The organism is Biomaibacter acetigenes, assembly GCF_003691585.1.
GTDB classification, from domain to species: domain Bacteria; phylum Bacillota; class Thermosediminibacteria; order Thermosediminibacterales; family Tepidanaerobacteraceae; genus Biomaibacter; species Biomaibacter acetigenes.
In genome coordinates, this window is record NZ_CP033169.1 from 194,662 (window position 1) to 220,735 (window position 26,074).

The 26,074-nt window shown below is 47.9% G+C and carries 19 protein-coding genes and 2 pseudogenes; 12 read left to right on the top strand and 9 right to left on the bottom strand.

Annotated features, from left to right (window positions below; translation table 11 throughout):
• Positions 1 to 170: 170 nt before the first annotated feature.
• The 5 genes and pseudogenes from D2962_RS00830 to D2962_RS00845 form a co-directional block, all read right to left on the bottom strand.
• Positions 171 to 572 carry an Asp23/Gls24 family envelope stress response protein gene (locus D2962_RS00830; protein WP_120767165.1) on the bottom strand — a complete coding sequence of 134 codons (402 nt, stop codon included), beginning with the start codon at positions 570 to 572 and terminating at the stop codon, positions 171 to 173.
• 201 nt (positions 573 to 773) lie between these two features.
• On the bottom strand, positions 774 to 1,289 hold the full coding sequence (locus D2962_RS00835) for a hypothetical protein (RefSeq protein ID WP_122013829.1): 516 nt from the start codon (positions 1,287 to 1,289) through the stop codon (positions 774 to 776).
• Positions 1,290 to 1,365: 76 nt separating this feature from the next.
• Positions 1,366 to 1,821: a tetratricopeptide repeat protein gene (locus D2962_RS00840; protein WP_222927613.1), complete on the bottom strand. Its 456-nt coding sequence runs from the start codon at positions 1,819 to 1,821 to the stop codon at positions 1,366 to 1,368.
• Positions 1,822 to 1,851: 30 nt separating this feature from the next.
• A pseudogene (locus D2962_RS19785) lies at positions 1,852 to 2,020 on the bottom strand (J domain-containing protein); the annotation flags it as partial.
• The gene (locus D2962_RS00845; RefSeq protein WP_122013830.1) at positions 1,996 to 2,916 is read right to left on the bottom strand and encodes a DUF5685 family protein; all 921 of its coding nucleotides are present in this window, start codon (positions 2,914 to 2,916) and stop codon (positions 1,996 to 1,998) included. The pseudogene D2962_RS19785 and the gene D2962_RS00845, both read right to left, overlap by 25 nt.
• Positions 2,917 to 3,240: 324 nt before the next feature.
• Between D2962_RS00845 and D2962_RS00850 the strand changes: the two genes are divergently transcribed.
• Entirely contained in the window at positions 3,241 to 4,512 is a 1,272-nt protein-coding gene (locus tag D2962_RS00850; protein ID WP_122013831.1) for a DNA methyltransferase, read from the top strand.
• A 63-nt stretch (positions 4,513 to 4,575) separates the two neighbouring features.
• Here D2962_RS00850 and dnaE read toward each other — a convergent pair whose 3' ends face one another.
• Positions 4,576 to 7,827 (bottom strand): DNA polymerase III subunit alpha, encoded by a 3,252-nt coding sequence (gene dnaE, locus D2962_RS00855; protein WP_122013832.1) that lies wholly within the window; start codon positions 7,825 to 7,827, stop codon positions 4,576 to 4,578.
• Between the two features lie 270 nt (positions 7,828 to 8,097).
• On the opposite strand from dnaE, the gene D2962_RS00860 reads away from it, so the two are divergent.
• Positions 8,098 to 8,439, top strand: a complete 342-nt coding sequence (locus D2962_RS00860) for a cupin domain-containing protein (protein ID WP_122013833.1) — start codon at positions 8,098 to 8,100, stop codon at positions 8,437 to 8,439.
• Between the two features lie 7 nt (positions 8,440 to 8,446).
• Here the strand turns inward: D2962_RS00860 and D2962_RS00865 are convergent.
• Positions 8,447 to 8,688, bottom strand: a pseudogene (locus D2962_RS00865) (cation:dicarboxylate symporter family transporter); the annotation flags it as partial.
• A 55-nt stretch (positions 8,689 to 8,743) separates the two neighbouring features.
• Positions 8,744 to 9,952, bottom strand: a complete 1,209-nt coding sequence (gene ilvA / locus D2962_RS00870; RefSeq protein ID WP_122013834.1) for a threonine ammonia-lyase — start codon at positions 9,950 to 9,952, stop codon at positions 8,744 to 8,746.
• A 321-nt stretch (positions 9,953 to 10,273) separates the two neighbouring features.
• Here ilvA and D2962_RS00875 point away from each other — a divergent pair, with 321 nt between their 5' ends.
• From D2962_RS00875 to spoVT, 5 genes are all read left to right on the top strand, one after another.
• Positions 10,274 to 12,070 (top strand): DNA methyltransferase, encoded by a 1,797-nt coding sequence (locus D2962_RS00875; RefSeq protein WP_122013835.1) that lies wholly within the window; start codon positions 10,274 to 10,276, stop codon positions 12,068 to 12,070.
• Positions 12,071 to 12,114: 44 nt separating this feature from the next.
• A complete protein-coding gene (locus tag D2962_RS00880) occupies positions 12,115 to 12,516 on the top strand; it encodes a hypothetical protein (RefSeq protein ID WP_120767176.1) in 402 nt (133 codons plus the stop codon).
• 214 nt (positions 12,517 to 12,730) lie between these two features.
• On the top strand, positions 12,731 to 16,267 hold the full coding sequence (gene mfd, locus D2962_RS00885) for a transcription-repair coupling factor (protein ID WP_245984828.1): 3,537 nt from the start codon (positions 12,731 to 12,733) through the stop codon (positions 16,265 to 16,267).
• 1 nt (position 16,268) lies between these two features.
• Entirely contained in the window at positions 16,269 to 17,270 is a 1,002-nt protein-coding gene (locus D2962_RS00890; protein WP_281273759.1) for a peptidylprolyl isomerase, read from the top strand.
• Positions 17,271 to 17,361: 91 nt separating this feature from the next.
• Positions 17,362 to 17,922: a stage V sporulation protein T gene (spoVT, locus tag D2962_RS00895; protein ID WP_120767179.1), complete on the top strand. Its 561-nt coding sequence runs from the start codon at positions 17,362 to 17,364 to the stop codon at positions 17,920 to 17,922.
• A gap of 48 nt (positions 17,923 to 17,970) precedes the next feature.
• Here spoVT and pckA read toward each other — a convergent pair whose 3' ends face one another.
• Complete coding sequence (pckA, locus tag D2962_RS00900; RefSeq protein ID WP_122013838.1) at positions 17,971 to 19,542, bottom strand: phosphoenolpyruvate carboxykinase (ATP); 1,572 nt, start codon at positions 19,540 to 19,542, stop codon at positions 17,971 to 17,973.
• Positions 19,543 to 19,874: 332 nt separating this feature from the next.
• On the opposite strand from pckA, the gene D2962_RS00905 reads away from it, so the two are divergent.
• The 5 genes from D2962_RS00905 to D2962_RS00925 all read left to right on the top strand — a co-directional run bounded on the left by D2962_RS00905 (position 19,875) and on the right by D2962_RS00925 (position 26,073).
• A complete protein-coding gene (locus D2962_RS00905; RefSeq protein WP_122013839.1) occupies positions 19,875 to 21,164 on the top strand; it encodes an amidohydrolase in 1,290 nt (429 codons plus the stop codon).
• Between the two features lie 79 nt (positions 21,165 to 21,243).
• Positions 21,244 to 22,284 (top strand): S-methyl-5-thioribose-1-phosphate isomerase, encoded by a 1,041-nt coding sequence (gene mtnA, locus D2962_RS00910; protein ID WP_122013840.1) that lies wholly within the window; start codon positions 21,244 to 21,246, stop codon positions 22,282 to 22,284.
• A 16-nt stretch (positions 22,285 to 22,300) separates the two neighbouring features.
• Positions 22,301 to 23,071, top strand: coding sequence for an S-methyl-5'-thioinosine phosphorylase (locus D2962_RS00915; RefSeq protein WP_122013841.1), 771 nt, complete (start codon positions 22,301 to 22,303; stop codon positions 23,069 to 23,071).
• A gap of 81 nt (positions 23,072 to 23,152) precedes the next feature.
• Positions 23,153 to 24,340: a trans-sulfuration enzyme family protein gene (locus tag D2962_RS00920; protein WP_120767184.1), complete on the top strand. Its 1,188-nt coding sequence runs from the start codon at positions 23,153 to 23,155 to the stop codon at positions 24,338 to 24,340.
• A 128-nt stretch (positions 24,341 to 24,468) separates the two neighbouring features.
• Entirely contained in the window at positions 24,469 to 26,073 is a 1,605-nt protein-coding gene (locus D2962_RS00925) for a putative polysaccharide biosynthesis protein (protein WP_120767185.1), read from the top strand.
• Position 26,074: the final 1 nt, after the last annotated feature.

The window sequence follows — 26,074 nt, forward strand, 5'->3', positions numbered from 1 at the left end:
CTATGGAGAATTTGAAAGTCGCTGGGAAGCCGTACATGTTTTTCTTCCAAAAATGACCCAAAACCAATGGACTCAAAGATTCTGGGGAAATCCATTTGACGAAGGATTCAAAACAATCCCCCCTCCGCTTTCCGGTAGAGGGGGGATCATATTTTACAATGCCGGACTTATTATTCCTCTTTTTCTTCTTCAGATTTTTTGTCGTCGGTGACCTGCTCGGGTTTTATTATTTTTTCGATGGTGATATCCACCTTTTCCACTGCATAGCCTGTGAGGGTTTCTATCTCGCTGACTATCTTTTCTCTGACCTTTTTTGCCACTTCAGGGATATTGACACCGTAGATGACGCTGATCTTGACATCGAGGGCTACCGTGCCAAAGCCTTCATCGATGCCGGCGGCCTCGGTCTTTTTCACGGCGATCTGGGGTGTAAATCTCTCGGTAAATATTCTGGTGAGACCCAGGAAAGCTCCCTTGCGTTCCTGGCGGAATACATCCTCCACCTTTTGCATGGCTTCCCTGGCGATCTCCACAAATACGGAGTCGTTTATGATAGTTTTTCCCTGAACCATGACTTTCGCCTCCAAAAAAATTATTTAATTATTCGTTAAAGATATTCGATACCTTTTATAAAAGTCCTTTTCTACATAGGTACATTTTTCATGTTGATTAATTCAAATCAGAGACGGTTCTTGAATTGAATTTGGTCGAATTTAGTGCGATTTCGGTGCAATTCGCAAATTCTCACTTACAGAATCCCGGCCTTCAAAATCCTACCTTCTGTCATGATGTATATGATCATAGTAAAAGGTTATGACTATTGTAAAAACATAATCGTAAAACAAAAAGGCAAATTGGAGGCCGGCGACGATAACCCATGCCGGAAAAGGCACCTTCAGTTCTAAGTCCGATATGTCGATGATGATCCCGGATGCAAGGTAAATCATAAGAAAAGATAAATTGAAAATGACGAGCTTTATAATATATTGCAATATACCAATGCCGTGTTTTTCGATGATGGCTTTGGCAATGCCGTATATGCCGAAAAAAAGTATGTAAAGCGCCGCCATGCTCTTACCCGGCACCAGCAAAAAAGCCAGGATGGATGTAGCCAGGTAAAAAATAATGCCGTTTTTTACGCCCGTTTCAATGATGACGGCGGACACTGCAAAGGAGCAAAGGGCAAGCAAAAATAGCCTGCTGGTGGGAAGGGTTGAGGCCAGGTATAAAAGTATCAGCACAGTGGCCGACAGGATTCCCCCCAGAGTTATTTTTTTAGAAACGGTCATGCCGCACCCCCCAAAGTTTCTCTCCTAACTATCGGTTGCCGGTAGTTTAAGAAAGAGTATTATATGCCATAAAAGCTTAGCAGCATGTGCACAGGTCTCCTCCCATACATTCACAGCAGGTGTCACAGGCCCACAATGCACACAGGGCCTGGCAGCAATCGTCACTGTCCCGGCGGGTGGAGTAATAGACATTTTGTTGATAATTATTTCTCATACTTATCATATTATTCAAGGCTTGTTGATATTCCATGTTTCCGGGGTCCATATTGACGGCGGTTTTGAAGCAGTCATAGGCATCCCCGAACCTGCTCCGGCGGTAGTTGACATGCCCCATGAGGTAATACCAGCGGGCATCCCGGTTATTTATTTTGTTTAATATGTATTCAGCCCGCATAAGGTCATTGGCATTCAAAGCATCCATGGCTTGCAAAAAAAGGGATTCCTCTTCAACCATAGCCGCCGTTTTGGCCGGAGTTGCCGTTAAAGCCCCCGCTTTGGCCACCAAAGCCACCATGGCCGGATCCCGATCCAAAATCCGAGCCGGCGGCCCCTTCCATTATCATGCGGTAGGACTCATTGACCTCCCGGAGCTTTTCCTCTGCCAGATCCTTCAGAGGGTTATTGGCGTACTGGTCCGGATGGTATTTTTTCACCAGTTCCCTGTAAGCTCTTTTCACTTCTTCGGGAGAAGCCCCCTCCCCCAAGCCTAAAACTTCATACGGGTTTTGCATTTTTTATCTCCTTTCATGATTCTCTCCAGTTCTTTGTAAAGGCCGATCTTAACCACATTTTCGATGATTCCCCGGTTCTTTTTAAACTCAAGCTTTTTAAAGGACCGATCGATGAGGCTTAAAGTAAACGTCAGGTTAAAGCATACCCATTCTTTAGCCTCTTCTTTGGCGGTTCCTCTGAAGAAACTCCCCCCTGGATCCCCTCCTTCATTATTTTTCAACTGCTTTCCAAACTGCAGGAGTATGGGGTTATAGCTTCGGTTTTTCATGTCCTTTTCCATATCGTCATAGGCATCGATAATATATATGAATCTTCCCAGGTTGTAAGCGATGTGTTCCAGATCGGGCACTATGGATTCTTCAAATTTCATGCCGGGGTAGGGAAGTATCTCTTTCATAAGGTTTGCAAAAGGCTCTGCCGCTTTATCTATAGATGCACACCTTTCCCTTTCCAGAGCATCCAGTGCCCGGAGATTTTGCTCTATGGCAAAGGCCTTTTCCGGATACTTTGACCGGGCTTTCTTGAATTGATTGTAAAAGGCAAGGCTTCCGAAGGTGCCCAGGAACTTTTTTTCATCCTTTTTCATGTCCAGAAACTTGTAGTATGTCAGCAAGATATTCATATCAGCCGCATAGGCTATGTATTCATTATTTTTTATCACGGGCCTTTTGCCAAAGGGATGGGCAATACACGGCTCCAGCTTCATGTCGATGCTTTCATCAGACAGAGCCGAAAGGACGATGGCCAAAAATGTATGCTCGTAATTCAGGGAAAACCTTGAAAAAAGGCCGTACCTTTTCCCCAGCTCCTTACAAAGGCCGCAGTAATAGGCTTTGAATACCTCATATTCCTTTATCTTCATTTCGGGTTTGTAGGGCTTTATGTATCCAAACATTTGACCTTATCTTTCCGGCGGTTTTTTAAAATGATTCTGCCGCTACAATTATATCAGTAAAATCTGTCAGCTTCAACAATTACAGTATTCCGGCTGGTCATCGGATGAAATAAAAAACATCGTATCCATGATTACTGCCATCCTAAAATTACTTTCCTTTCAGTCCTCTGAGCCAAATTACATCGCTGCAGGTTGGGTGCAGAGCGGGAACCTTTTTGCCTCAGGTGATATTTACTATCCGATAAAATCAAGAAGGAAAACCGGAAGCTTTTATCGAATTATTTATGAAATCTATTGTTTACTGAAAGTAGGGGGCAAAGCATCATGCAAACCACACGGCAGATCGACATTCCCCGCTACCTTGCGGAGTTTCGACTGGATGAAGGTACCGGAGAAAATCTCAGTCTGTTTGGCGACAAAAAACGCGGGACTGAAATAGAATATGTACAGATAGATGATCACCGTATCCCCAGATACATAAACGAATACTGGACTTCGGGACAGAGGCAGGCATCTTCCATCCACGAAGTTTCCTACAGGGCCTGTTTTAAGCCTCAAGTGCCGCACTTTTTTATTGACCTTTTGACGCAGGAAGGCGATACTGTCTACGACCCCTTCAGCGGCAGGGGTACCACAGTTATTGAGGCGGGACGTTTAGGCCGTAGAGTCATCGCTAATGACGTAAATCCCTTGAGTGAGATTCTCTCCAGGCCCAGATTCTTTATACCCGATTTAAAGGATGTGGAAAAAAGGCTTGAAGAGATTCCATACTATTCCAGCCTAAGAGCTGAAATGGACCTTTCCATGTTCTTTCACCCCGATACCGAGTCGGAAATCGTGTCTTTGAAGAATTATATCCTGGAAAAGAGGCAGAGCGGCCGGGAGGACCACGTGGACAGCTGGATACGCATGGTGGCCACCAATCGGCTTACAGGCCACTCACCCGGTTTTTTTTCAGTATACACATTGCCGCCAAATCAGGCGGTAAGCCCCGAGCGGCAGATAAAAATCAACGAGAAGCGTCACCAGAAGCCGGAGTACAGGGATACCCGAAAGATAATCCTTAAAAAATCAAAGAGCCTCATCAAAAATTTAACCCGAAAAGAAAAGGAAAACCTCAGAAAGGCGGGGGAAAGCGCACTTTTTTTGACAGAGGACGCAAGATACACAGGCCGGATACCGGACGGATCTGTGCAGCTTACCGTGACATCTCCGCCTTTTCTGGATGTGGTTCAATATTCCCAGGATAACTGGCTTCGCTGCTGGTTTAATTCCATAGATGCCGAGGAGATATCGAAGAAAATAACTATGTCCAGAACTGTTGAGGAATGGTGCGGCGTAATGGGCGATGTATTTCGGGAGCTTTTCAGGATAACCCGAAAGGGCGGCTGGGTAGCCTTTGAAGTGGGTGAGGTGAGGGGCGGTTCAGTAAAGCTCGATGAACATGTGGTTCCCCTGGGCCTTGCCGCGGGCTTTGAGTGCGAAGGCATACTTATAAACCTGCAGGAGTTCACCAAGACTTCCAACATATGGGGGATTAATAACAACACTTGCGGCACCAATACCAATCGTATAGTTATGTTCAAAAAACTTTGATACCGGACGCTCCACGGTCCCGTGGTTTCCCTCGTGTCCACGGCATGGTTCCTTCGAGAGATTTCAAACGAGGACGGGACGATAATCTAAAGCCGCTTGCGTTGCCGGGCTTTTGGCAAGGCTATTCAGAGACCTGACTTGCCCCACCACCACTGTGCGGTGGCCGTCATCGTTTAAATCGGTCCAGCCGTCGACTATAACAGGAGAGCCGGTGAAAAGGTATGGTGAAAAAAGTTTCATTTCCCGGGGGAAAATCACCAGCTCTACGGCTCCGTTCAGGTCTTCGAGTTGCACGAACATCATGCGCCCGCCGCTTCGGGTGCGACCCCAGCGGGGGTCCAGCAGGATTCCCGTAAGGCGCACCCTTTTCTTTTTGTTTATTTCGTCTACATCGGCGGTGGTATGGGTGCGGAGCTTTGCGGCCATATCTTCCCACATCTCCATGGGGTGGACGGTGATGTAGTGACCCAGGGCCGAAAGCTCCTGGTTTATCTTTTGCTCCGGGGAAAAGTCCGGCAAAAACACATCTCTTGCGAGGCTCTCTACCGGGGACTCTTCGGGCAGAAGGCATAGCTGGCCCGAATATCCGCCGCCGCATACCGCGGATTTTGCCTCCAGAAGGGCTGATTTTAAGGAAAGCAGCAGGGCGGGCCGGGGGATACCGAAGGCGTCGAAGGCTCCGGATAAAATCAGGGATTCCAGGGCTTTACTGGTTACGGCCCGCCTGTCGGTGCGCCGGCAGAAATTGAAAAATCCGGTGAAGGGGCCTTCCTCCCGGGCCTTCAGGATTTCCTTGATGCCCCGGGCTCCCAGGTTTTTGACCAGGGCAAAGCCAGTTCTTATAGCTCCCATGCTCGAGGTTCGAAGTTCGAGGTTCGAGGTTTCTCCCTGCCGCGGCTCCGGGATAAATCCCACCCCGCTTTTGTTTATGTCCGGCAACAACAGCTTTATACCTTTCCTGCGGGCTTCGGAAAGGTAAAGCTGCAGGCGGGAGGGGGTGTCCATGTAAAGCGAAAGCAGTGCAGAGAAATACTCCAGCGGGAAATGTTCCTTGAGATATACGGTCCTTACAGCCATGATGGCATATGACACGCTGTGGGATTTATTGAACCCGTAATCTCCGAAGGCCTCCAGGACGGAGAAGATGTCGCCGGCGGTCTTTGCATCGATACCCCGCTGCCGGGCCCTCTGGATAAATATCGGTTTTTGCCGCTCGATTTCCTCCTTTTTCTTTTTTGCTATGGCCCGCCTGAGAAGGTCCGCTTCTCCCAGGGTGTAGCCCGCCACTACATGGGCGGCCTGCATTAGCTGTTCCTGATACAGGAAAACCCCGTAAGTTTGCGAAAGTACCGGCCGAAGGCACGGATGGGGGTAACTGACGGCCTTTTTGCCGTGGCGCCGGGCTATGAACTCCTCCACCATGCCGCTTTGAAGGGGGCCGGGTCGGTAGAGGGCCAGCACTGCCGAGAGGTCTTCGATATTTTCAGGCTGCACTTTCCTGAGCATATTCCTCATGCCGGTGCTTTCCAGCTGGAATGTGGAAGTGGTGTCGCCCCGGCGGAGGGCCTCAAAAGTGTCTTTGTCATCCAGGGGGATATCCTCTATAGTCATGTGGATTTTTCGCCTGAATTTGATAAGTTCCAGCGTATCTCCTATCACCGTCAGAAACCGGAGGCCCAGCAGATCAATCTTTACAAGGCCCAGGTCCTCCAGCATTTCCATGTCCGCCTGGGTGATGATTTCCTCTCCCGAGGCCCGCTGCAGGGGCACATAATCCGTCAGGGGGTTTCTGGCTATCACCACCCCTGCGGAATGCTGGGTCATGTGGCGGGGGAGGCCCTGCAGGTGCCGGGCTGTTTCGAAGGCGTGTCTTGCCTCCGGGTCCCGACGGATTAAGGTCGAAAGGTGGGGACTCTGTTCCACGGCGCCTTCCAGGCTTATGTGGGAATAGGGGATGAGGGAGCACATCCTGTCTATCTTTTCATAGGCTAGTCCTAAGGCCCGGCCGGTGTCCCGCAGGACCGCCCGGGCCTGGAGGGTGGAAAAGGCTCCGGCGTGGGCTATCCTTTCCCTGCCGAAGCGCTCCCTTATGTAATCCAGCACCTTCCGCCGCCCCCGGTGGCACAGGTCCACATCGATGTCCGGGGGGCTCACCCTCTCGGGGTTCAAAAACCGCTCGAATATGAGGCCGTATTTTAAAGGGTCCACATCGGTGATGCCCAGGCAGTAGCTCACAAGGCTTCCGGCGGCGGAACCTCGGCCCGGGCCCACCGATATGCCGCTTTTTCTGGCAAAGTCCACGATGTCCTTGACTATGAGGAAATATCCTGCATATCCCGTCTGCCTTATCACCGAAAGTTCATATTCCAGACGCCTGCGGACATTTTCCGGCAGGGGCGTGCCGTAGCGGCCATAGGCCCCCTCGAAAGCCAGCTTTTCCAGAAAACTCCGGGTGTCATATCCAGGCGGCACCGGAATTTCCGGCAGGTTCATGCCTCCCAGGGAGAGCTTAACATTGCACCTTTCGGCTATAATTTCTGTATTTTCAAGGGCCTCCGGAGTATCGGCAAAAAGCTTTTCCATTTCCGCGGGAGTCTTGAAGTAATATTCTTTTCCCTCCATGGAAATGGAATCCCCCAGCGACGAAAGGGTCTGTACCGACAGGAGCGCCCGGTGGACCGCAGCATCTTCCGGAGCCAGGTAATGCACGTCATTGGTAGCCACCAGCCCTACGCCAAGTTCTTTGGACAGGACCTTGAGCCAGAAATTGGCCTTTTTTTCCTGCTCAAGGCCGTGGTCCTGCATTTCCAGGAAGAAATTTCCTTTTCCGAAGATATCGGCATATTCTGCCACTGCCCTTCGGGCCCCCTCCATATCGCCTTTCAATATAAGGTCCGACACCTCCCCTCGGATGCAGGCGCTCAGGGCGATGAGGCCCCGGCTGTAACATGAAAGCAGCTTTTTATCCACCCGGGGACGGTAGTAGAACCCCTCCAGGTTGGAGGCCGTCACTAATTTTAGCAGATTTTTATAGCCCTCTTCATTTTCGGCCAGCAGCACCAGGTGGTGGGGGCATTCCTTGCCCTCCTTTTTGTGCATGTTGTCCACTACATAGACTTCACAGCCGAGGATGGGCTTTATCCCCTTTTCCATACAAAGCTTGTAAAAGGGCACCACCCCCCACAGACCCCCGTGGTCCGTTAGGGCCAGGGCCGGCATGCGAAGCTCCGCCGCCCGGCTTACCAGTTGCGGCAGGCGGCACAGGCCGTCCAGCAGGCTATATTCGGAATGCACATGCAGGTGGCAGAAAGACATAAAACCACCCCTTTTAGAAGTTCGAGATTTGAGGTTCGATGTTCGAAATACACGATCATACCAAACAAATGTTTATATATATTATACACTGGAACATGTGTTTTTAGAAGTGGTGATTTATGCCATATTTATTATCCGAAAATGTTCCGCTGTTCGTGGGCTTTTTTAAATTGTCGCGACGGAGCAGTTGTTTACAAAATATTTCAATACTGGTATTATAGAGTAGATGAATCTTGCGGGTAAATATTTAAAAACGGGGGGTAAGCCTTTATGTATCAAACAATAGTTAAAAAGATTGATGATGAGAAATGGGTAAAAAATCCCATACATCGGGAAGTTTACCTGAATACTCTACTGGATGAAAATGAAAACCAAAATGTCATAGTGCGGCTGGCAAAGATCCTGCCGGGAGGGGAGATACTCCCGCACACCCATAAAAATCAGGAGACCTTTTATTTCCTGGAAGGTGAAGGCAGTGTGCTGATAAACGGCGAAAGGAAAAGAGTGAAGAAGGGAGAGCTGGTTAATGCCCCTGCCGGCTGCGAGCACGGGATCTTAAACGATACCAGCGAGGAGATCCTCCTTTACTGTGTATTTTCGCCCATTCAATAAGTAAATAATATAGGGCTATCATCAGGGCCAGCTGGGCGTCGTTGAACCCCAGCAACTCTGAAGTATCCCAAGTGTCGCCATGACAGCACCTCCGGGCACACCGGGGGCCACCACCATGGTTACGCCCAGCATGAATCTGGAACCCGTCATTCCCGCCAGGGTAACCGGCATACCGTTGAGCATCATAACAGCGATGGCGCAGGTGGTGAGGGTTATAGTAATGCCGGACAGGTGGACCGTGGCAAAAAGGAGCGGCATGTCCACGGTGAAAAAAGATTTTAGCAGCTGAAATCTTTTAACTCCCCTACAGAATTATAAAATTATAGCCGTTTTCGGTCAGAACATTTTTTATTTTTTCTATGTGCTCTTCATTGACGGTTTCCAGTTCCAGCTCCACTTTTGCATAACCTATGGCAACATCCCGGGTGGAACGGTTGTGGGTCACCGACAGTACATTGGCGCCGGTTTCAGCCACAAGGTTCAAAAGCCTCCAGAGAGTCCCGGGTCTGTCCGGGATGAGGGTGTCCAGGAATATCTTCCTGCCGCCTTTTACAAGGCCTTTGTCTATAATCCTGGAGAGTATGTTGACATCTATATTGCCACCGCTGACCAGGGCCACGATTTTCTTGTCCCTGAAATCCTCCATGCGGTTCAATATGGCGGCTACGGGCACCGCACCGGCTCCTTCGGCTATCACTTTGGCCCTTTCCAGAAGCAGCAAAATGGCATTGGCAATTTCATCCTCGTCTACTGTTATGATGTTATCAACGTATTTTTGAATGATGCTGAAAGTGAGTTCGCCGGGAGTCTTTACGGCGATGCCGTCGGCTATGGTGGGAGTGCCGTCGACGGTGGTTATTTTTTTATTTTCCACGGATTCAGCCATGGAAGGCATGTTTTTGGACTGCACCCCTATGATTTTTATTCCGGGCTTTATACTCTTGGCGGCGATGGATACCCCTGAGATTAGACCTCCCCCGCCGATGGGCACCACTATGGCGTCGGCGTCAGGCAGGTCTTCGAGGATTTCAAGCCCGATGGTGCCCTGGCCGGCAATCACTTGAGGGTCGTTAAAGGGGTGTATGAAGGTGGCGCCGGTTTCTTTTTGCAGGCGCCTTGCTTCGGCATAAGCCTCGTCGTATACATTGCCGCAAAGCACCACATCGGCGCCGTAGCTTTTTGTAGCGGAAATCTTGGAAAGCGGCGCATGTTTTGGCATAACAATGGTTGACTTTATACCGTAGAAAGTGGCTCCCATAGCCACTCCTTGGGCATGGTTTCCCGCGGAGGACGCAATGACACCGTGTCTTTTTTCTTCATCGGTAAGGTGTGCTATCTTGTTAAAAGCGCCTCTAAGCTTAAAAGAACCGGTTTTCTGAAGGTTTTCCATCTTGAGGTATACAGAGTTGCCGCTCATTTCACTGAAAGTGGTATTGTGGACAACGCCGGTCTTATAAACCACGCTTTTTAGAATTTCCCGGGCCTCCCGAATATCCTGCAAGGTGACTTGCATACGGTTCATCTCCTACTGTTATTGACTTTTGATTTATTTTTACCTCTAATCAAATCAATTATATTTTTTATAAAATTTATTGCACAGATAACGGTTTCAACATCCCTGTCCGGAATTTTCTTATAGCGACAATGAAATTTTCCAGGTCGGCCGTATCGTATATTCTACACCAAAGTTATAAATCCTTCTAATGATAAAAAATTTTTTATGAGGATAAATATTAAAATAAGTAAATAACAGGATATAGCTTTTAAAAATCCCTGAATAATTGTATAATGTAAAGTGTCCATAATTTGTAAATTAGTGAAGGGAGGTGACTCTGTGGTCGTGGATGTTCCCATAGACCATGCCATACCCCCGCAAAGGGATTGCGCCCGCTACAAGATGCACAAGTACTGGGCAGGAAAGCCCTGGTATGTGGTATCGGAGTACATAAGGCATTTTACGAAAGAAGGAGAAATAGTGCTGGACCCTTTCTGTGGGGGCGGGGTGGTGGGATGCGAGGCCCTTATAAACCACAGGAAGGCGGTATTAAATGATTTAAATCCCATGGCGGTTTTTATCACAAAAAACACCTGCCTTTCCCCGGTGGACCTGGACTTATTTTTAATGGAATTTGAAAAGATAAGGGTCCACATAAAAAATGAAATAATGGATATGTATCGATTGAGAGAAAAGTGCCCTTTATGTGGCGGCAGCCTTTATGCAAAACATGTAGTAAGGGGACCGGCTTTAAATGGGAAATGGGTCGTGGAAGCCCGATGCCTAAAGGAGCACGGCAGGAGCGGCCGCATCCGGAGGCTTCTTACACCGGAGGAAAAGGCCGACATAGAAAAGATTGAAGCCCGCGAAATCCCTTTCTGGTACCCCAACGACGACCTTCCCGACGGGAGGGAGATCATGAGGCTGAAAAATGCGGGGATAACCCGTGTCCATCAGCTTTTTACCCGGCGAAACCTCATGGCTCTTTCTATTATTTTCCATGAGATACAAAAAATAGTCGATGTCGCCATAAAAGATTTGATGCTATTGGCTTTCTCCAATACCATCCTCCATGTGAGCAAGTTAAAGAGCGAGGACCTGCGCCCCATGTCGGCCAACTCGTATTACTGCATGGGGGACTGGATAGAGGAAAATGTCTGGGAGCGGTTCGAGAACCGGATCAAATGGCGGTGGGGGGTATATGAGGGCAAAAGGGAAACCAACCGCCTCATCGGTAATTATTTTAACCTCGCACAGGATTTTTCTGAGCTTTCCAGGGATGGGACTTTTATGCTTTCCAACCGCCCGGTCCAGGACCTCTCGGATATACCCGAAAGTAGCATCGATTACTGTTTTACGGATCCTCCCTATGGCGGCAGTATCCAGTACAGCGAGCTAACACTCCTCTGGCGATCCTGGCTTGGGATGGAGGGGGATTTTATAAAAGATGAGATAATAGTGAACGATTTCCAGAAAAAAGGCGAACAGGATTTTGAGGAGATGCTCGCCCAGGCCTTCGGTGAAATCCACAGAGTTTTAAAGCCCGGTCGGTGGCTTTCGGTGACCTTCAACAACCGGGACCAAAAGGTTTGGGCAGCCCTTTTGAATGCATGTAAAAAGGCGGGCTTTGAAAAGGTGAACATCGTACCCCAGAAGCCTTTGGGCAACTCCTTCGTGCAGTCCTGGACGGGATATTCCCTCAAGAGAGACCTTATTCTAAACTTCAAAAAACAGCCGAAAAATTATGCTGTGAAATCAACTAATTTGATAAAAGGCGCGGGAGCCATGAAGATTACCGGTATAACAAAAGAAACACCCACACTTCAAGGGCATACTATTTACATGAAGGATATCATACTCGACGCCGCACTGGAATACCTTTCAAAAAATAAAAAAGCATCTTTGCCGGAGCTTTTTGAAGCGACAATTATAAAATGGATAGATGCGACATATGACCGGGGGAATGGATATGCATCAAATGATAATGCCGACCCATGTGGCTGCAAGCATATCGCATCGCCGGATGACAGCACCTTTGACATGGGATACTTGGAGCAGTGTCTCGCTGAAAATCCTGCTTTTCATAGGGTAAAGGAAAATAAAAACATTTTTTATTTGTTGACAAACGAGGAATAATATCAGGTATCAGCGTTTACTTCAAGGGAAGTGCAAATAACCGTATGCATATACTGATGTCAACAATTGCCGGCTTGCTTGCCGCATATGTGTCGTATTTTTTGAATGGCCGGGCTTTGAAGCTTTTGGGTGAAGATGCGGTGACCTATGGAGCTCCGGTGATTGAGGAGACATTAAAAACCGGTTTGGCCATTGCCGCTGGTGGCAGCATCCTTTTTTCCCACATCACTTTCGGCCTGGTGGAGGCAGCATACGATATCTTTAAAAATCGCGGTATACTTCAATACACGGCAGGCATCGCCGGCCTTATAAGCCACGCCGTTTTCGGGATCATAACCGTCTACGTATGGCGATTTTTTGGTAGTCCCCTTGTGGGTGTCGCCATAGCAATTATCATTCATATGCTATGGAATCATATGATAATACATATAAGAGTCAAACAATGAATCGTTAATAAACGATTCTTTTTCGATTGAAATCCTGGGCGAATCTAATTTGCAATAATTTTTTCTTTGGGTTATAATAAAAATCGGTGAAAAATGATATGCCCTTGCCTTTAAAAGGGCTTTTTGGTATTTATCTGAATTTTCATAAATAAAATCATGTAGATATTGAGTCAGCAGAACTATCCCTTGACTCACAAAACAATTTAAGGAGTGCATGATGTTAAGCATTGCCACAATCTGTGAAGAAATCCCGGAATTCAATAAACTTGTGAAAGACCTGGAAAAAGGGCTTTCAAACCTCTTTGCTTACGGCGTTTCCGACTCCCAGAGGGCTTTTTTGATAGCCGCGATGAAAAAGAGGACAAAATCCCAGATTCTTGTGGTTACTCCCGATTCATTGGAAGCCAAAAAGCTTGCTGATGACCTCTCATTTTTCCTGAAGCCGGAAGAGGTGGCCCTGTTCCCAGCCAGTTCCGTCATACCTTACGAAACGGCGGCCAGGAGCCTTGAATCCACAGCCCAGAGGCTTAAAGTCATGGAGATGCTTCTGGCGGAAAAGTCCATAGTGGTGGTGGCACCCGTACAGGCCCTTTTCAATAAGCTGGTGCCGCCTGAAATAGTGAAGAATTTCACATTGCATTTTAAAGTCGGGGAATCCATTCCTCTGGAAGACGTGATATTAAAGCTATCAGCCATGGGTTATGAGAGGGTGGATATGATCGAGGGCCGCAGCCAGTTTGCGGTGAGAGGGGGAATTCTGGACATTTACCCTCTGACCGCAGAGTACCCCTACCGTATGGAATTTTTCGATGACGAGGTAGATTCCATCCGGGAATTTCTTCCCGAAGACCAGCGCTCAAAAACCAAGCTGGAAGAAATATGTGTAGGGCCGGCCAGGGAAGTGATATACGACGGAGAAACCGCGAAAAGAGCGGCCATAAACATCGCCGGAGAACTTAAAAAACGCGGGGAGATACTGAATTCCCTGGGCCAGGAAAAAATTGCCCGGCACCTGGAAGAAAAGGTACAGGAGCACATTGAAAAGCTTCAAAACGGGCTTTTCTTTGAAGCGGCGGAGCTTTATATCTCCCACCTTTATCCTTCTCTTGCCACCCTGATGGACTATTTTTCCCGAAAGCCTGTAACGGTGCTCATAGAGCCGGGCCGGATTCGCGAAGCACGGGAAAATGCTGCCTTTGAGACGGAGGAGACCTTCAAGGGGCTGCTGGAGAGGGGAGAAATTCTGGCTTCCCAGGCCAATATCTACTACAGTCCCTTTGAAATGCTGGAAAAGCTCAAAGAATTCAAAATTATCTACATATCCATACTTCCCAAGATACACCCGGAATTTGAACCCCGGGGTCTTTATTCCTTCCAGTTTCGTTCCATGACTCCCCTCTACGGCAAGCTGGACCTGCTGGTGGAAGAAATAACCCGGCTAAAGAAAAGAAAATACCGGGTTCTGGTACTGTCAGGAACGGCCGAGCGGGGGGAACACATGTTAAGAAGCCTCAAGGAGAGGAATCTTGAGGTAAGCATGTTTTTAAACCTAGAGGAGTTTCAGCCCGGCCAGGTGGCCATTGTGCCGGGCACCCTGGAAAGGGGATTTGAAGAACCCCAGTCCAAATTTGCCATTATATCCGATATGGAAGTCTACGGCAGGCCCAGGAAACAGCAGCCCCGCCCCAGACCCTCTGCAAAGGGCAAGAAAATCGCAGGTTACCAGGAACTCACGGTGGGAGATTATGTTGTCCATACCGCCCACGGCATAGGGAAGTACCTGGGTGTGGAAACCCTGGAAGTAGCCGGCCATAAAAAGGATTATTTTGCCCTGAGCTATGCCGGAGGGGATAAGCTTTATGTCCCCACCGACCAGGTGGATTTGATCCAGAAATATGTGGGATCTGACGAAAATCCTCCCAGGCTTAACAAGTTAGGGGGCAGTGAGTGGAACAAGGCCAAAAGCAAGGCAAAAGAGGCTGTCCAGGAGATGGCCCAGGAGCTCATAAAGCTTTATGCCGCCCGGCAGGCCACGAAGGGCTTTGCCTTTTCCAAAGATACTCCATGGCAGAAAGAATTCGAGGACATGTTCCCCTATGAAGAAACCCCCGACCAGCTCACCGCTATCGAAGAAGTAAAAAGGGACATGGAGAGCGACAGACCCATGGACCGGCTGCTGTGCGGCGATGTGGGATACGGCAAGACAGAGGTTGCCCTGAGGGCGGCCTTTAAGGCGGTGATGGATGCCAAACAGGTGGCGGTGCTGGTGCCCACAACCATACTGGCTGAACAGCATTATCACACCTTTACCGAGAGGTTCGCTCCTTTCCCGGTGAAGATAGATGTCATCAGCAGGTTTAAATCTCCCGCCGAACAAAAGGAGATACTAAAAAAACTTAAGGATGGAGAGATAGACATCATCATCGGCACCCACCGCCTCTTGCAAAAGGATGTGAAATTCAAGGACCTGGGGCTTCTGGTGGTAGATGAGGAGCAGAGGTTCGGGGTATCCCACAAGGAAAAGATAAAACAGCTCAAGAAAAACGTGGATGTGCTGACCCTCACCGCCACACCCATTCCCAGGACCCTGCACATGGCCATGAGCGGCGTGAGGGACATGAGTATCATAGAGACACCCCCGGAGGACCGCTTTCCCATACAGACCTATGTGGTGGAGCATAACGAGTCCCTCATCAGGGATGCCATCCTGCGGGAACTTTCCCGGGGGGGACAGGTTTACTATGTATATAACAGGGTTGAGACCATCCATGAAGAGGCAAGGAGCCTCCAGAGGCTGGTGCCCGAGGCCAGGATCGCCGTAGCCCACGGCCAGATGCACGAGGACGAACTGGAAGAGGTGATGCTCAATTTCTATGATCACAATTTCGATGTGCTGGTATGCACCACCATCATAGAGACAGGTCTTGACATACCCAATGTGAACACACTCATAATCACCTCGGCGGATAAACTGGGATTGTCCCAGCTTTACCAGCTCAGGGGAAGGGTGGGGCGATCCAACCGACAGGCCTTTGCGTATCTAACATACAAAAAGGACAGGATATTGAGCGAAACCGCCGAAAAGAGGCTTTCAGCCATAAGGGAATTTACCGAATTCGGATCCGGATTTAAGATAGCCTTAAAGGACCTGGAAATCCGCGGTGCCGGAAACCTCCTGGGTACCGAGCAGCACGGGCATATGATGGCCATAGGATATGACCTTTACACTAAGCTGCTATCGGCGGCGGTGAAGGAACTCAAGGGAGAGAAGATGGAGGAAGAGGTACAGCCGGTAATAGAGCTTTCCATCAGCGCCTATATTTCCGATGATTTCGTGAGCAATACCGCTCAGAAAATGGAGATTTACCGCCGCATCGCCGGAGTTGAAACAATAGAGGAGGCCGATGATCTGGAGGAGGAAATTGAAGACCGTTTCGGGGATATACCCGAACCTGCCAGAAACCTCATAGAGATTTCCAGGATAAAGGTGCGGGCCAGGAAGCTGAAAATTGCCAGTATTATACAGCAGGGAGAACTTATAAAATTCCAGTTCCAGAATGCCCGAGCCCTGACACCGGAAATGATTTTCAGGCTCAGTGCGGCCTTTCAAAAGCAGTTAAACTTTTTGGGCAGCACCGTGCCATCGTTTACCCTGAAGACCCGGGGCCTGGAAGGGTACAAATTGCTGTCACGCATAGAGAAGATATTGGATGAAATGAACACTATGCAGGAATCCTGCAGTGTAGTATAATATAGCTAGGCTACAGAAAAATACGGGGAGGATGCTGATGAAACTGAAAATGAAGGCCATAGGCCTTGCAGTGGCTATTATCATAGGCATATCCGGCTGCGGTATAATACAAAAAGACACCACTGAGGGCAAAGTCATCGACGGCAAGGAAGTCATCGCCGTGGTCAATGGAGAGAACATCCTGAAATCCGACTTTGACAGCCAGGTAAACCAGGTGAAAAGCGCCCTGGAGGCCAACGGCCAGGATTTTTCCACTGACGAGGGCAAGAAGAATCTTCAGGAAATAAAGAAGAAAGTGCTGGACAGCATGATAAAGGATGTGCTGTCTCTCCAGCAGGCAAAAAAGGAAAATGTGACTTTAAAGCCCAACCAGATGCAAGAGGCCGTAAGTCAGCTGGAAACATATCATGGGGGTAAGGATGCTCTGGACAACTACCTCAAGCAGCAGGGCATGGACTGGAAGAGTTTTGAAAAGCTCCTGCAGGATCAGCTCATCATAAATAATTTAAAGGAGAAGCTTACTGCCAATGTCAAGGTCAGCGATGAAGATGTGAAAAAGTATTTTGACAGCAATAAGGATATGTTCAAGCTTCCTTCGCCCGAAATTAGAGCAAGCCATATCCTGGTCCCCACCGAGGATGAGGCCAATAAGGTGCTGGCTGAAATCAAGGCGGGCGAGGATTTTGCGGAACTTGCCAGAAAGTACTCCACTGACCCCGGTTCAAAAGATAAGGGCGGAGACCTGGGGTATTTCGGCAAGGGCAAGATGGTTCCCGAGTTTGAGAAGGCCGCCTTTGCCCTGAAACAGGGAGAGGTAAGCCAACCGGTCAAGACTCAATTTGGGTATCACATTATAAAGGTCACCGGAGAGAGGACTTCTTTGAGCTTTGACGATGTAAAGGACTATATCAAGAGCAATCTTCTGACCAGCAAGAAAGACGAGGAGTTTAACAAATTCCTTGACCAATGGCAAAAACAATCGAAGATAGAAAAATACCTATAATTTTTCTATACTTTCCCTCCCATGAATAGAACAGGTTAAAGCGTTATATACTATATACGAAAGAAAAACCTGACTTTGAGGAGGGATAGAAGTGAAGGCAACAGGAATTGTGCGACGCATAGATGATCTGGGCAGAGTCGTAATCCCCAAGGAAATACGTCGGACTCTCAGGATTCGCGAAGGAGACCCTCTTGAGATATTTACCGATAGAGAAGGAGAAGTAATACTTAAGAAATATTCCCCTATCGGAGAACTGGGAGATTTTGCCAAGGAATATGCCGATTCCCTTCATGATTCCGTCGAACACATCACATGTATCGCAGACAGAGACGCAATCATAGCTGTAGCCGGAGCACCAAAGAAGGAATACATGGACAAACCCATTAGCCCGGCTCTGGAGAAGATCATGGATGAGCGCAGGACTGTACTGATAAGCAGGACCAGTGATAAGGATTATGTAAAGATTACTCTGGATGAAGAGGACGGAAAACCCAAGTACACCAGCCAGGTTATAACTCCTATTATAGCCGAAGGTGATCCTATAGGTGCGGTTATTCTGCTCTCCAAGGAACCTAATGTGACAATGGGAGAACTGGAAGTGAAGGTGGCCGAAACTGCGGCGGGCTTCCTGGCAAAACAAATGGAGCAATAAAAAATACCAGCGTTAAGCTGGTATTTTTTTCGAGTCGAACTTCTAACTTCAAACTTCGAGTTTCGGTCCCGCCGCCAGGACTTCCGGGGCTATGCCCTCGAATTTGCCGATATTCTTTTTGAAGCTTGCGGCAAGTTTTTTAGCCGTTTCATCATAGGCAGCCTTGTCTTGCCAGGTGTTCCTGGGATTTAAGACATTTTCAGGAACGCCGGGGCAGGTTTTCGGAATCATTAGATTAAAAATGGGGTCTTGCTCGTAAGCCACATTATCCAGCTCGCCGTTCAATGCCGCCTTTATCATAGCCCTGGTGTACTTGAGGTTCATGCGGTTGCCAACACCATAAGGGCCTCCTGTCCAGCCGGTGTTTACCAGAAATACGTTGGCGTCGTATTTTTCTATCCTCTCTCCCAGCAGCTTTGCATAGACCATGGGCGACAGAGGTAAGAACGGTGCACCGAAGCAGGAAGAGAAGGTGGCCTGGGGTTCGGTAATGCCCCTTTCGGTACCGGCCAGCTTGCTGGTATAGCCGGAGATGAAGTAGTACATGGCCTGCTCCCTGGAAAGTTTCGCTATGGGAGGCAGCACTCCAAAGGCATCGGCGGTCAGGAAAACCACGGTCTTAGGATGGCCGCCCACACCGGGGATAACCGCTCCCGGGATGAAATCTACAGGGTATGCCGCCCGGGTGTTTTCAGTCACCCTGTCGCTGTCATAATCGGGGATCCTTTTTTCTTCATCTATAACAACGTTTTCCAGCACAGCACCGAATTTTATAGCTCTGTATATCTGGGGCTCCCTTTCTTCAGTGAGGTTGATACACTTGGCATAACATCCGCCTTCGAAATTAAAAATACCGTCATCGGACCAGCCGTGCTCGTCATCACCTATAAGCATCCTGTCGGGGTCTGCCGACAGAGTGGTCTTTCCGGTGCCCGAAAGCCCGAAGAAGAGCGCGGTAGACCCGTCCCCGCCCATGTTGGCGGAGCAGTGCATGGAGAGTACTCCCTTTTTAGGCATGAGGTAATTCATTATGGAAAATATAGATTTTTTGATTTCACCGGCGTAATGGGTACCACCGATAATGATGAGCTTTTTCTCGAAGCTTATGATTATAAAGGCTTCGGAATTGGTGCCATCCAGTTCCGGTATGGCTTTGAAACCGGGTGCGGCGATCACGGTAAACTGTGGATCATGGGTTTTCAGTTCTTCATCGGTGGGCCTTAAAAAAAGCTGATGAGCAAAAAGATTCTGATAAGCGTACTCGTTTATAACCCTGATGGGCAGCCGCAATTTGGGATCGGCTCCCACAAATCCGTCGAAGATGAAGAGGTCGCGATTTTGCAGATAAGCCTGCAGCCGGTGCAGCAGTTTTTCAAATTTTTCGGGCGAAATGGGTTTGTTGTTGCCCCACCAGATGTCATCATGCACAGAGGGCTCGTCTACAATGAACTTGTCGTTAGGCGATCTGCCGGTATATTTTCCGGTATAGACGTTTAAGGCCCCGGAATCTGTCAAAAAGCCTTCCTTCCTTTTCAATGCCTCCTCAATCAAACGGGGCACCGAGAGATTCTTATAGACCTGTTTTACATTTGTCAGGCCGATTTTTGCCAGTTTTTCCATGTCACAACCTCCAATCCGGATATTAGATAGATAAAAACTTAACATAGACAATTTAAATTTTATTATAATACATTTTTAAAAATAAAGCCAGAAACCTTGTTAACTTTTTTTTAAACTTTTTGTGAACTTTATAAATAAGTTGTTATGTTCATTATTGACACGATATTATAACGATGATACGATTTACTCGTAGCAGGCAACCTTTCATACAGATAGAAACCGGCCTGGAGAAACTGGAAAGCATCACTGAAATTATAAGAAAATTAGGATAGACCCTGGGACTAAATGGGTATCCATAGAGGAAAGTCAGTTTGAGGGAGGGAAAGGGGAAAATGAATATTTTAATTAAAAATGCCACACTTTTATCCATGGGTGATAAAGAGGAACCTGTCGAAAACGTGGAGGTAGCCATTGAAAAGGATAAGATAAAGTATATAGGCGAAGTTCCGGAGGATTTTTACGCAGAAAAGGTCATAGATGCCAGAGAAAGCCTGGTAATGCCGGGCCTTATAGATGGCCATACCCATATAGCCATGTCGCTTTTCAGGAATTATGCCGATGATCTACCCCTCATGGAGTGGCTCAAGACCAGGATCTGGCCTTTAGAAGAAAAGCTTACAGCGCAAGATGTATACTGGGGCTCTATGCTGGGCGTAGCAGAGCTCATAAGGTCGGGGGTAACCTGCTTTTCAGATATGTATTTCTTCATGGAGGAAACAGCAAAGGCCGTGGAGGAAGCGGGCATCAGGGCGGTCCTTGCCAGAGGCCTGGTGGGCGGCGACAACGATGATGGCCGCAGGTTTGAAGAGACGAGAAAGCTTTATAAAAGCTGGCACAATGGTGCCGGGGGAAGGATAAAGGTCATGGTGGGCCCCCACGCCCCGTATACCTGTAGCCCCGGATATTTAAGAAAAGTAGTAGAACTGGCGAGGGAACTTAATGTGGGAATTCACATCCACATTGCAGAAAGCGCCGATGAAGTAGAAGAAAGTCTTAAAAATTACGGCAAATCTCCGGTAAGGCATATTTATGACCTGGGGTTATTTGATATACCCACGGTGGCAGCCCACTGTGTGCACCTTTCCGATGAAGATATAGAAATACTGGCTGAAAATAAAGTGAGTGTCGTAAACAACCCGACAAGCAACTTGAAACTTGCCAGCGGCTTTGCGCCGGTAGAGAAAATGATTAAAAAGGGCATCAATGTAGCACTGGGCACCGACGGTCCATCCAGCAATAACAACCTGAATATGTTTGAGGAGATAAATCTGGCGGCCATCATAAATAAGAGCGTAAACCATGATGCCACTTCCATTCCCGCCATCACCGCCATTAAAATGGCCACGGTAAATGGAGCAAAGGCCCTGGGCCTGGAAAAAGAAATAGCATCCATAGAAGTCGGCAAAAAGGCGGACTTGATAATAATCGATACACAAAAACCGCATTTTTACCCGAGGCATAACATTATTTCCGCAGTGGCCTATTCGGCCCAGGCTTCCGATGTAAAGACGGTAATCGTGGATGGGAAAATTGTCATGGAAGATTACGAGATAAAAACTATTGATACTGAACGAATTATGTTCGAAACCGAAAAAGCTGCCAAGGACCTCATGAGGAGGTAAGAGGAAGTTTTTTACAGAAAAGATGCTTTGAAAGTTATATTTAAGATATTTCAATCCCAAATCAGAAAAGGGTGATAGCATGTCAAAGATAAAAACTATTGAATTTAAAGATGAAAAGCTATTTTTGCTCGACCAGAGAAAGCTTCCCACCGATTATGAATTTTTCGTTTGCGAAACGTTCGAGGATGTAGATTTTGCCATAAAGGACATGGTGGTACGGGGAGCTCCGGCCATAGGAGCTGCTGCCGCTTACGGTGTGGTGCTGGCTGCCCGGCAATTTATGAAATACGATAAAGAAGATTTTATAAAAAGGATGTATGAAGCCTGCAATGTGCTATATAATTCCAGGCCCACCGCGGTTAACCTGATGTGGGCCATAAAAAGGATGAGAAAGGTTCTGGAGGAAAATAGGTCTCTGGAAACCGAGGAAATATATGAAAAGCTAAGAGAGGAAGCAGACAGCATTTTTAAAGAAGATCTTTCCACAAACAAAAAGATAGCAGAGTTTGGGAACAGCATAGTCCCTCAAAAGGCCATCATACTCACTCACTGCAATACCGGGGCTCTGGCTACTACGGGCTACGGGACAGCCCTGGGGGTCATAAGAGAAGCCTTTTACTCCGGCAAGGATATATTTGTTTATGCGGATGAGACCAGACCCAGGTTACAGGGCGCAAGGCTTACAGCCTGGGAGCTTGCGCAGGAAGGCATACCCTCAAAGCTTATAGCGGATAGTGTGGCTGCCACTTTAATCAGGGACGGAAAGATTGACCTTATCCTGGTAGGTGCCGATAGAATCGCATCCAACGGCGATACGGCCAACAAGATAGGTACTTTCATGTTATCGGTGATAGCAAAAGTCTACGGCGTGCCCTTTTATATAGTGGCCCCCACAACCACCATAGACTTTGACATAGAGTCGGGCAAAGAGATAAAAATAGAAGAAAGAAGCGCCGAAGAGGTCACACACATATCGGGCGTGAGAATAGCCCCGGAAGGGATAGATGTATATAATCCGGCCTTTGATGTCACGCCGGGCGAAAATATAACCGGTATTATAACGGAAAAGGGTATCGTGAAAAAACCGTTTAAGGAAAATATTCTTAAATTGAGGGAATAAAAGGAAGGCGGTGTTTATGGAAGGAGCCATCATTGGCGGGACGGGAGTATATAGCTTGAGTCAAGAATATCGCCATGAAATTGTAAATACGCGCTACGGTGCGGTGGAAGTGGATATCGTAAAGGTTGGCCATAAAGAAGTGGCTTTTCTCGCAAGGCATGGCAGGGGCCACTCCGTGCCCCCCCATCTCATAAATTACAGGGCAAATATGAAAGCGCTCCAGGAGCTGGGAGTAAAATATGTGTATGCCACGGTGGCAGTGGGCTCCTGTAATGAAAATTTTACTCCCGGGGATATAGTGGTCATCAAAGATTTTATTGATTTCACAAAGGCAAGGCCAATGACTTTTTATGAGGGAGGGGAAGAAGGCGTAGTCCACGTTGATATGAGCGACCCTTATTGTAAAAACCTAAGAAAAATATTTTATGATATGGCAAAGCAGGATGCCATAGATGTAAAAGGTGACGCCGTTTATGTCTGTACTGAAGGACCCAGATTTGAAACACTTCATGAAGTAAAAATATACAGACAGTTAGGTGGTGATGTCATAGGCATGACCAATGTGCCTGAGGTCGTGCTGGCAAAGGAACTGGGCATGTGTTATGCAGCAGTGGGGATTATAACAAATTGGTGTACAGGTGTAAAAGGCGAAGGGATCGCATTGCACGATATCGAAGGGGTACTTTCGCAAAGCAAGGAAAAAGTGACCGGAGCCTTTATTAAGTCGCTTGCTGGGGATTTAAGCCAGGAAAATTGTTCGTGTGCAAGAGCTCTTATCAAGTTATGAGGGTGAGTCAGGGGACGGTTCTTTGACTCATCTTGATGAGTCAAAGAACCGTCCCCTAATATTGATTAGGGAGGCCGTAAATTGGAGATAGATAAAAAATTTGGGTTTGACACCATGTCCATCCATGCCGGAAGCGAAGGCAAAAATCCGGAAAACGCATTGAATCCGCCCATCTTTCAGACCTCCACGTTCACCTTCGACAGCATAGAACAGGTGGAAAAGGCCATGTCCTTTGAGAGTGACGACTATGTTTACACAAGAGGTAACAATCCCACCCTGAAGCTGTTTGAAAACAGGATGGCCGCCCTGGAAGGCGGCAATGCGGCGGTGGCTTTCGCCTCGGGTATGGCTGCCATATCTTCAACTCTTTTTTCTTTTCTAAAGCCTGGAGACAACCTGGTGGCCAACAATTGCCTTTACGGTTCCACTTATACCGTCATAACCAGGTTGTTGCCGGAATACAAAGTAGAATGCAGGATAGTAGATATGACCGACATGGAGAGATTGGAGGCAACTATCGATAAAAATACAAGAGTCATATATTTTGAGACTCCATCTAATCCCAGCCTTAAAATTATTGACATAAAAAAGGTAGTGGAATTAGCCAGAACAAAAGGGGTAAAGGTGGTGGTCGACAATACCTTTGCCACCCCCTATTTTCAAAGGCCGCTGACCATGGGAGTGGATGTGGTGGTCCACAGCGCCACAAAATACATATCAGGGCATGGAGATGTGGTGGGAGGGGTGGCGGTTTCGAAAGATGCGGCCTACATCCACAGGCTGAAATTTGACTATATGTGTGAACTCGGGGGAGTCATGAGCCCCTTCAATGCATGGTTGCTGCTCAGGGGATTAAAGACCCTGGGCGTCAGGATGAGGCAGCATGAGAAAAATGCCTTTGAGCTGGCAAGATTTCTAGAAGGGCATCCCAAAGTAAAAAGCGTTTTTTATCCGGGGCTTGAAAGTTTCAAGGGGCACGAGACCGCAAAAAGTCAGATGAACGGCTTTGGAGCAATGCTGAGTTTTGAAGTGGACGGAGGCCTTGAAAAAGCTAAAAAAGTGGTGAATAATGTTAAGCTGATAAAGCTTGCGGTAAGCCTGGGGGACTGCGAGACTCTTATAGAGCTACCGGCAGCCATGACACACCTGGGCTACCCAAGGGAGAAACTTTCGGAATTTGATTTGACAGAGAGCATGATAAGGTTATCAGTAGGCCTTGAGAATGTTGAGGACCTCATGGAAGACCTCGACAGCGCAATCAGGGAATGAGTCAAAGAACCGTCCCCTGACTCATGACTCATGACTCGTGACTCATTCCCGAAAATAAAATATTGATGCCGGTCTTTGAATAGAATATAATAAATGGCAGAGCTTGAAAAAGAAAGGCGGATAACTTGTTGACCGACAAAAAAAATTCTTTTTTAAAAGGTGCATTGATTTTAACCCTGGCCGGGTTTGTGGTGAAAATACTGGGGGCGGTCTACAGGATTCCTCTGGCATTGATGATAAAGGATGAGGGCATGGGCCTCTATCAGATGGCCTATCCCATATATGTCACCCTTCTTTCTATTTCCACCGCGGGACTTCCCACCGCCATTTCCAAGATGGTAGCCGAGGATGTAGCCGTAGGGCGCTATAAAAATGCCTACAGGATCTTCAGAGTTTCAGTGGTGGTGCTTTCTTCAGTGGGCCTTTTTTTAACCCTGGTGTTAATAGCCGGGGCCGAAACTCTTTCGGTAAGGATTCTGGGCAATCCCAAGGCCCTTTATCCTATCATCAGCATAGCTCCGGCCATTTTCTTCGTTTCCATCATGTCCAGCTTCCGGGGGTTTTTCCAGGGGCTGCAGGATATGACTCCATCGGCCGTATCCCAGGTGGTGGAGCAGTTAGGCAGAGTCATAGCGGTTTTTGTACTGGCCACATGGCTTCTCCCTCGCGGAGTGGAATATGCGGCTGCTGGCGCTGCCTTCGGCCCGGTGGTAGGAGCCCTGGCGGGCCTGGGTATACTTCTGGTTGTTTATATTAAAAGAAAAAACGATATTTTAATTAACCTCCGCAGGGATACTACGAGAATACTGGAAAATCCATTCCACATAATATACCGGCTTTTTGCCTTTGCCATCCCCATAACCCTGGGAGGCCTCATCATCCCCATCATGAACCTGGCCGATGCCGCCATAGTAAACAGGCGGCTACAGTTTGCCGGGTTTACCGTGAAAAGGGCCACTGAATTATACGGCCAGCTTACCGGAATGGCGGCTCCGCTCATAAATCTTCCGGCCATTGTTACCATAGCCCTTTCCGCCAGCCTGGTGCCTGCCATATCCGAGGCCATGGCTTTGAAAAACATGCGCCTGGCGGCTTTAAGGGCTGAGACCGGAGTGAGGATAAGCATAATCTTCGGGCTTCCGGCAGCCGTGGGCATGTTCGTGCTGGCAGAGCCCATATCTATTTTATTGTACAGAAACCCCGATGCTGGGATTCCGCTGGCGGTGCTGGCCTGGGGCGTTATTTTCCTTTCATTGAACCAGACCACCACCGGTATCCTGCAGGGCGTGGGCAAGACCCTTATCCCCGTCAGAAACCTCATGATAGGGGCTTTTGCCAAGGTTATAATAAATTATGTACTCACTGGCATTCCGTTTATAAACATAAAAGGTGCGGCTCTAGGGTCGGTGGTGGGCTACATTATTTCATCCCTTTTAAATTTCGGAGCAGTCGTCAGGTGGACCGGCCTTGCCATCGATTTAAATTACATGATAATAAAACCGGTTATGGCAACAATATTAATGGGCTCATTCGTATTTTTTGCCCACGGCGAGTTCATGAGCCTGGGATTTGGCCAGAACATGGCGACTCTCTTTGCTGTAACTTCAGGGGCTATTATTTATTTGTTCTTTTTGATTGTCATAGGCGGAGTGAGAAGGGATGATATGGAGATGCTTCCCGGCGGCAGGCGTATTATCACGATTTTAAACAAATTTGGAGTTTTCAGGAGGTAAA

Bases quoted from the DNA above. Each gene is read 5' to 3' on its own strand.
- D2962_RS00850 (WP_122013831.1), top strand. From the start codon at position 3,241: ATGCAAACCACACGGCAGATCGACATTCCCCGCTACCTTGCGGAGTTT.
- D2962_RS00860 (WP_122013833.1), top strand. From the start codon at position 8,098: ATGTATCAAACAATAGTTAAAAAGATTGATGATGAGAAATGGGTAAAA.
- mtnA (WP_122013840.1), top strand. From the start codon at position 21,244: ATGTCAAAGATAAAAACTATTGAATTTAAAGATGAAAAGCTATTTTTG.
- D2962_RS00835 (WP_122013829.1), bottom strand. From the start codon at position 1,289: ATGACCGTTTCTAAAAAAATAACTCTGGGGGGAATCCTGTCGGCCACT.
- D2962_RS00830 (WP_120767165.1), bottom strand. From the start codon at position 572: ATGGTTCAGGGAAAAACTATCATAAACGACTCCGTATTTGTGGAGATC.
- ilvA (WP_122013834.1), bottom strand. From the start codon at position 9,952: ATGCAAGTCACCTTGCAGGATATTCGGGAGGCCCGGGAAATTCTAAAA.
- D2962_RS00915 (WP_122013841.1), top strand. From the start codon at position 22,301: ATGGAAGGAGCCATCATTGGCGGGACGGGAGTATATAGCTTGAGTCAA.
- D2962_RS00845 (WP_122013830.1), bottom strand. From the start codon at position 2,916: ATGTTTGGATACATAAAGCCCTACAAACCCGAAATGAAGATAAAGGAA.
- D2962_RS00880 (WP_120767176.1), top strand. From the start codon at position 12,115: ATGCATATACTGATGTCAACAATTGCCGGCTTGCTTGCCGCATATGTG.
- mfd (WP_245984828.1), top strand. From the start codon at position 12,731: ATGATGTTAAGCATTGCCACAATCTGTGAAGAAATCCCGGAATTCAAT.
- dnaE (WP_122013832.1), bottom strand. From the start codon at position 7,827: ATGTCTTTCTGCCACCTGCATGTGCATTCCGAATATAGCCTGCTGGAC.
- D2962_RS00905 (WP_122013839.1), top strand. From the start codon at position 19,875: ATGAATATTTTAATTAAAAATGCCACACTTTTATCCATGGGTGATAAA.
- pckA (WP_122013838.1), bottom strand. From the start codon at position 19,542: ATGGAAAAACTGGCAAAAATCGGCCTGACAAATGTAAAACAGGTCTAT.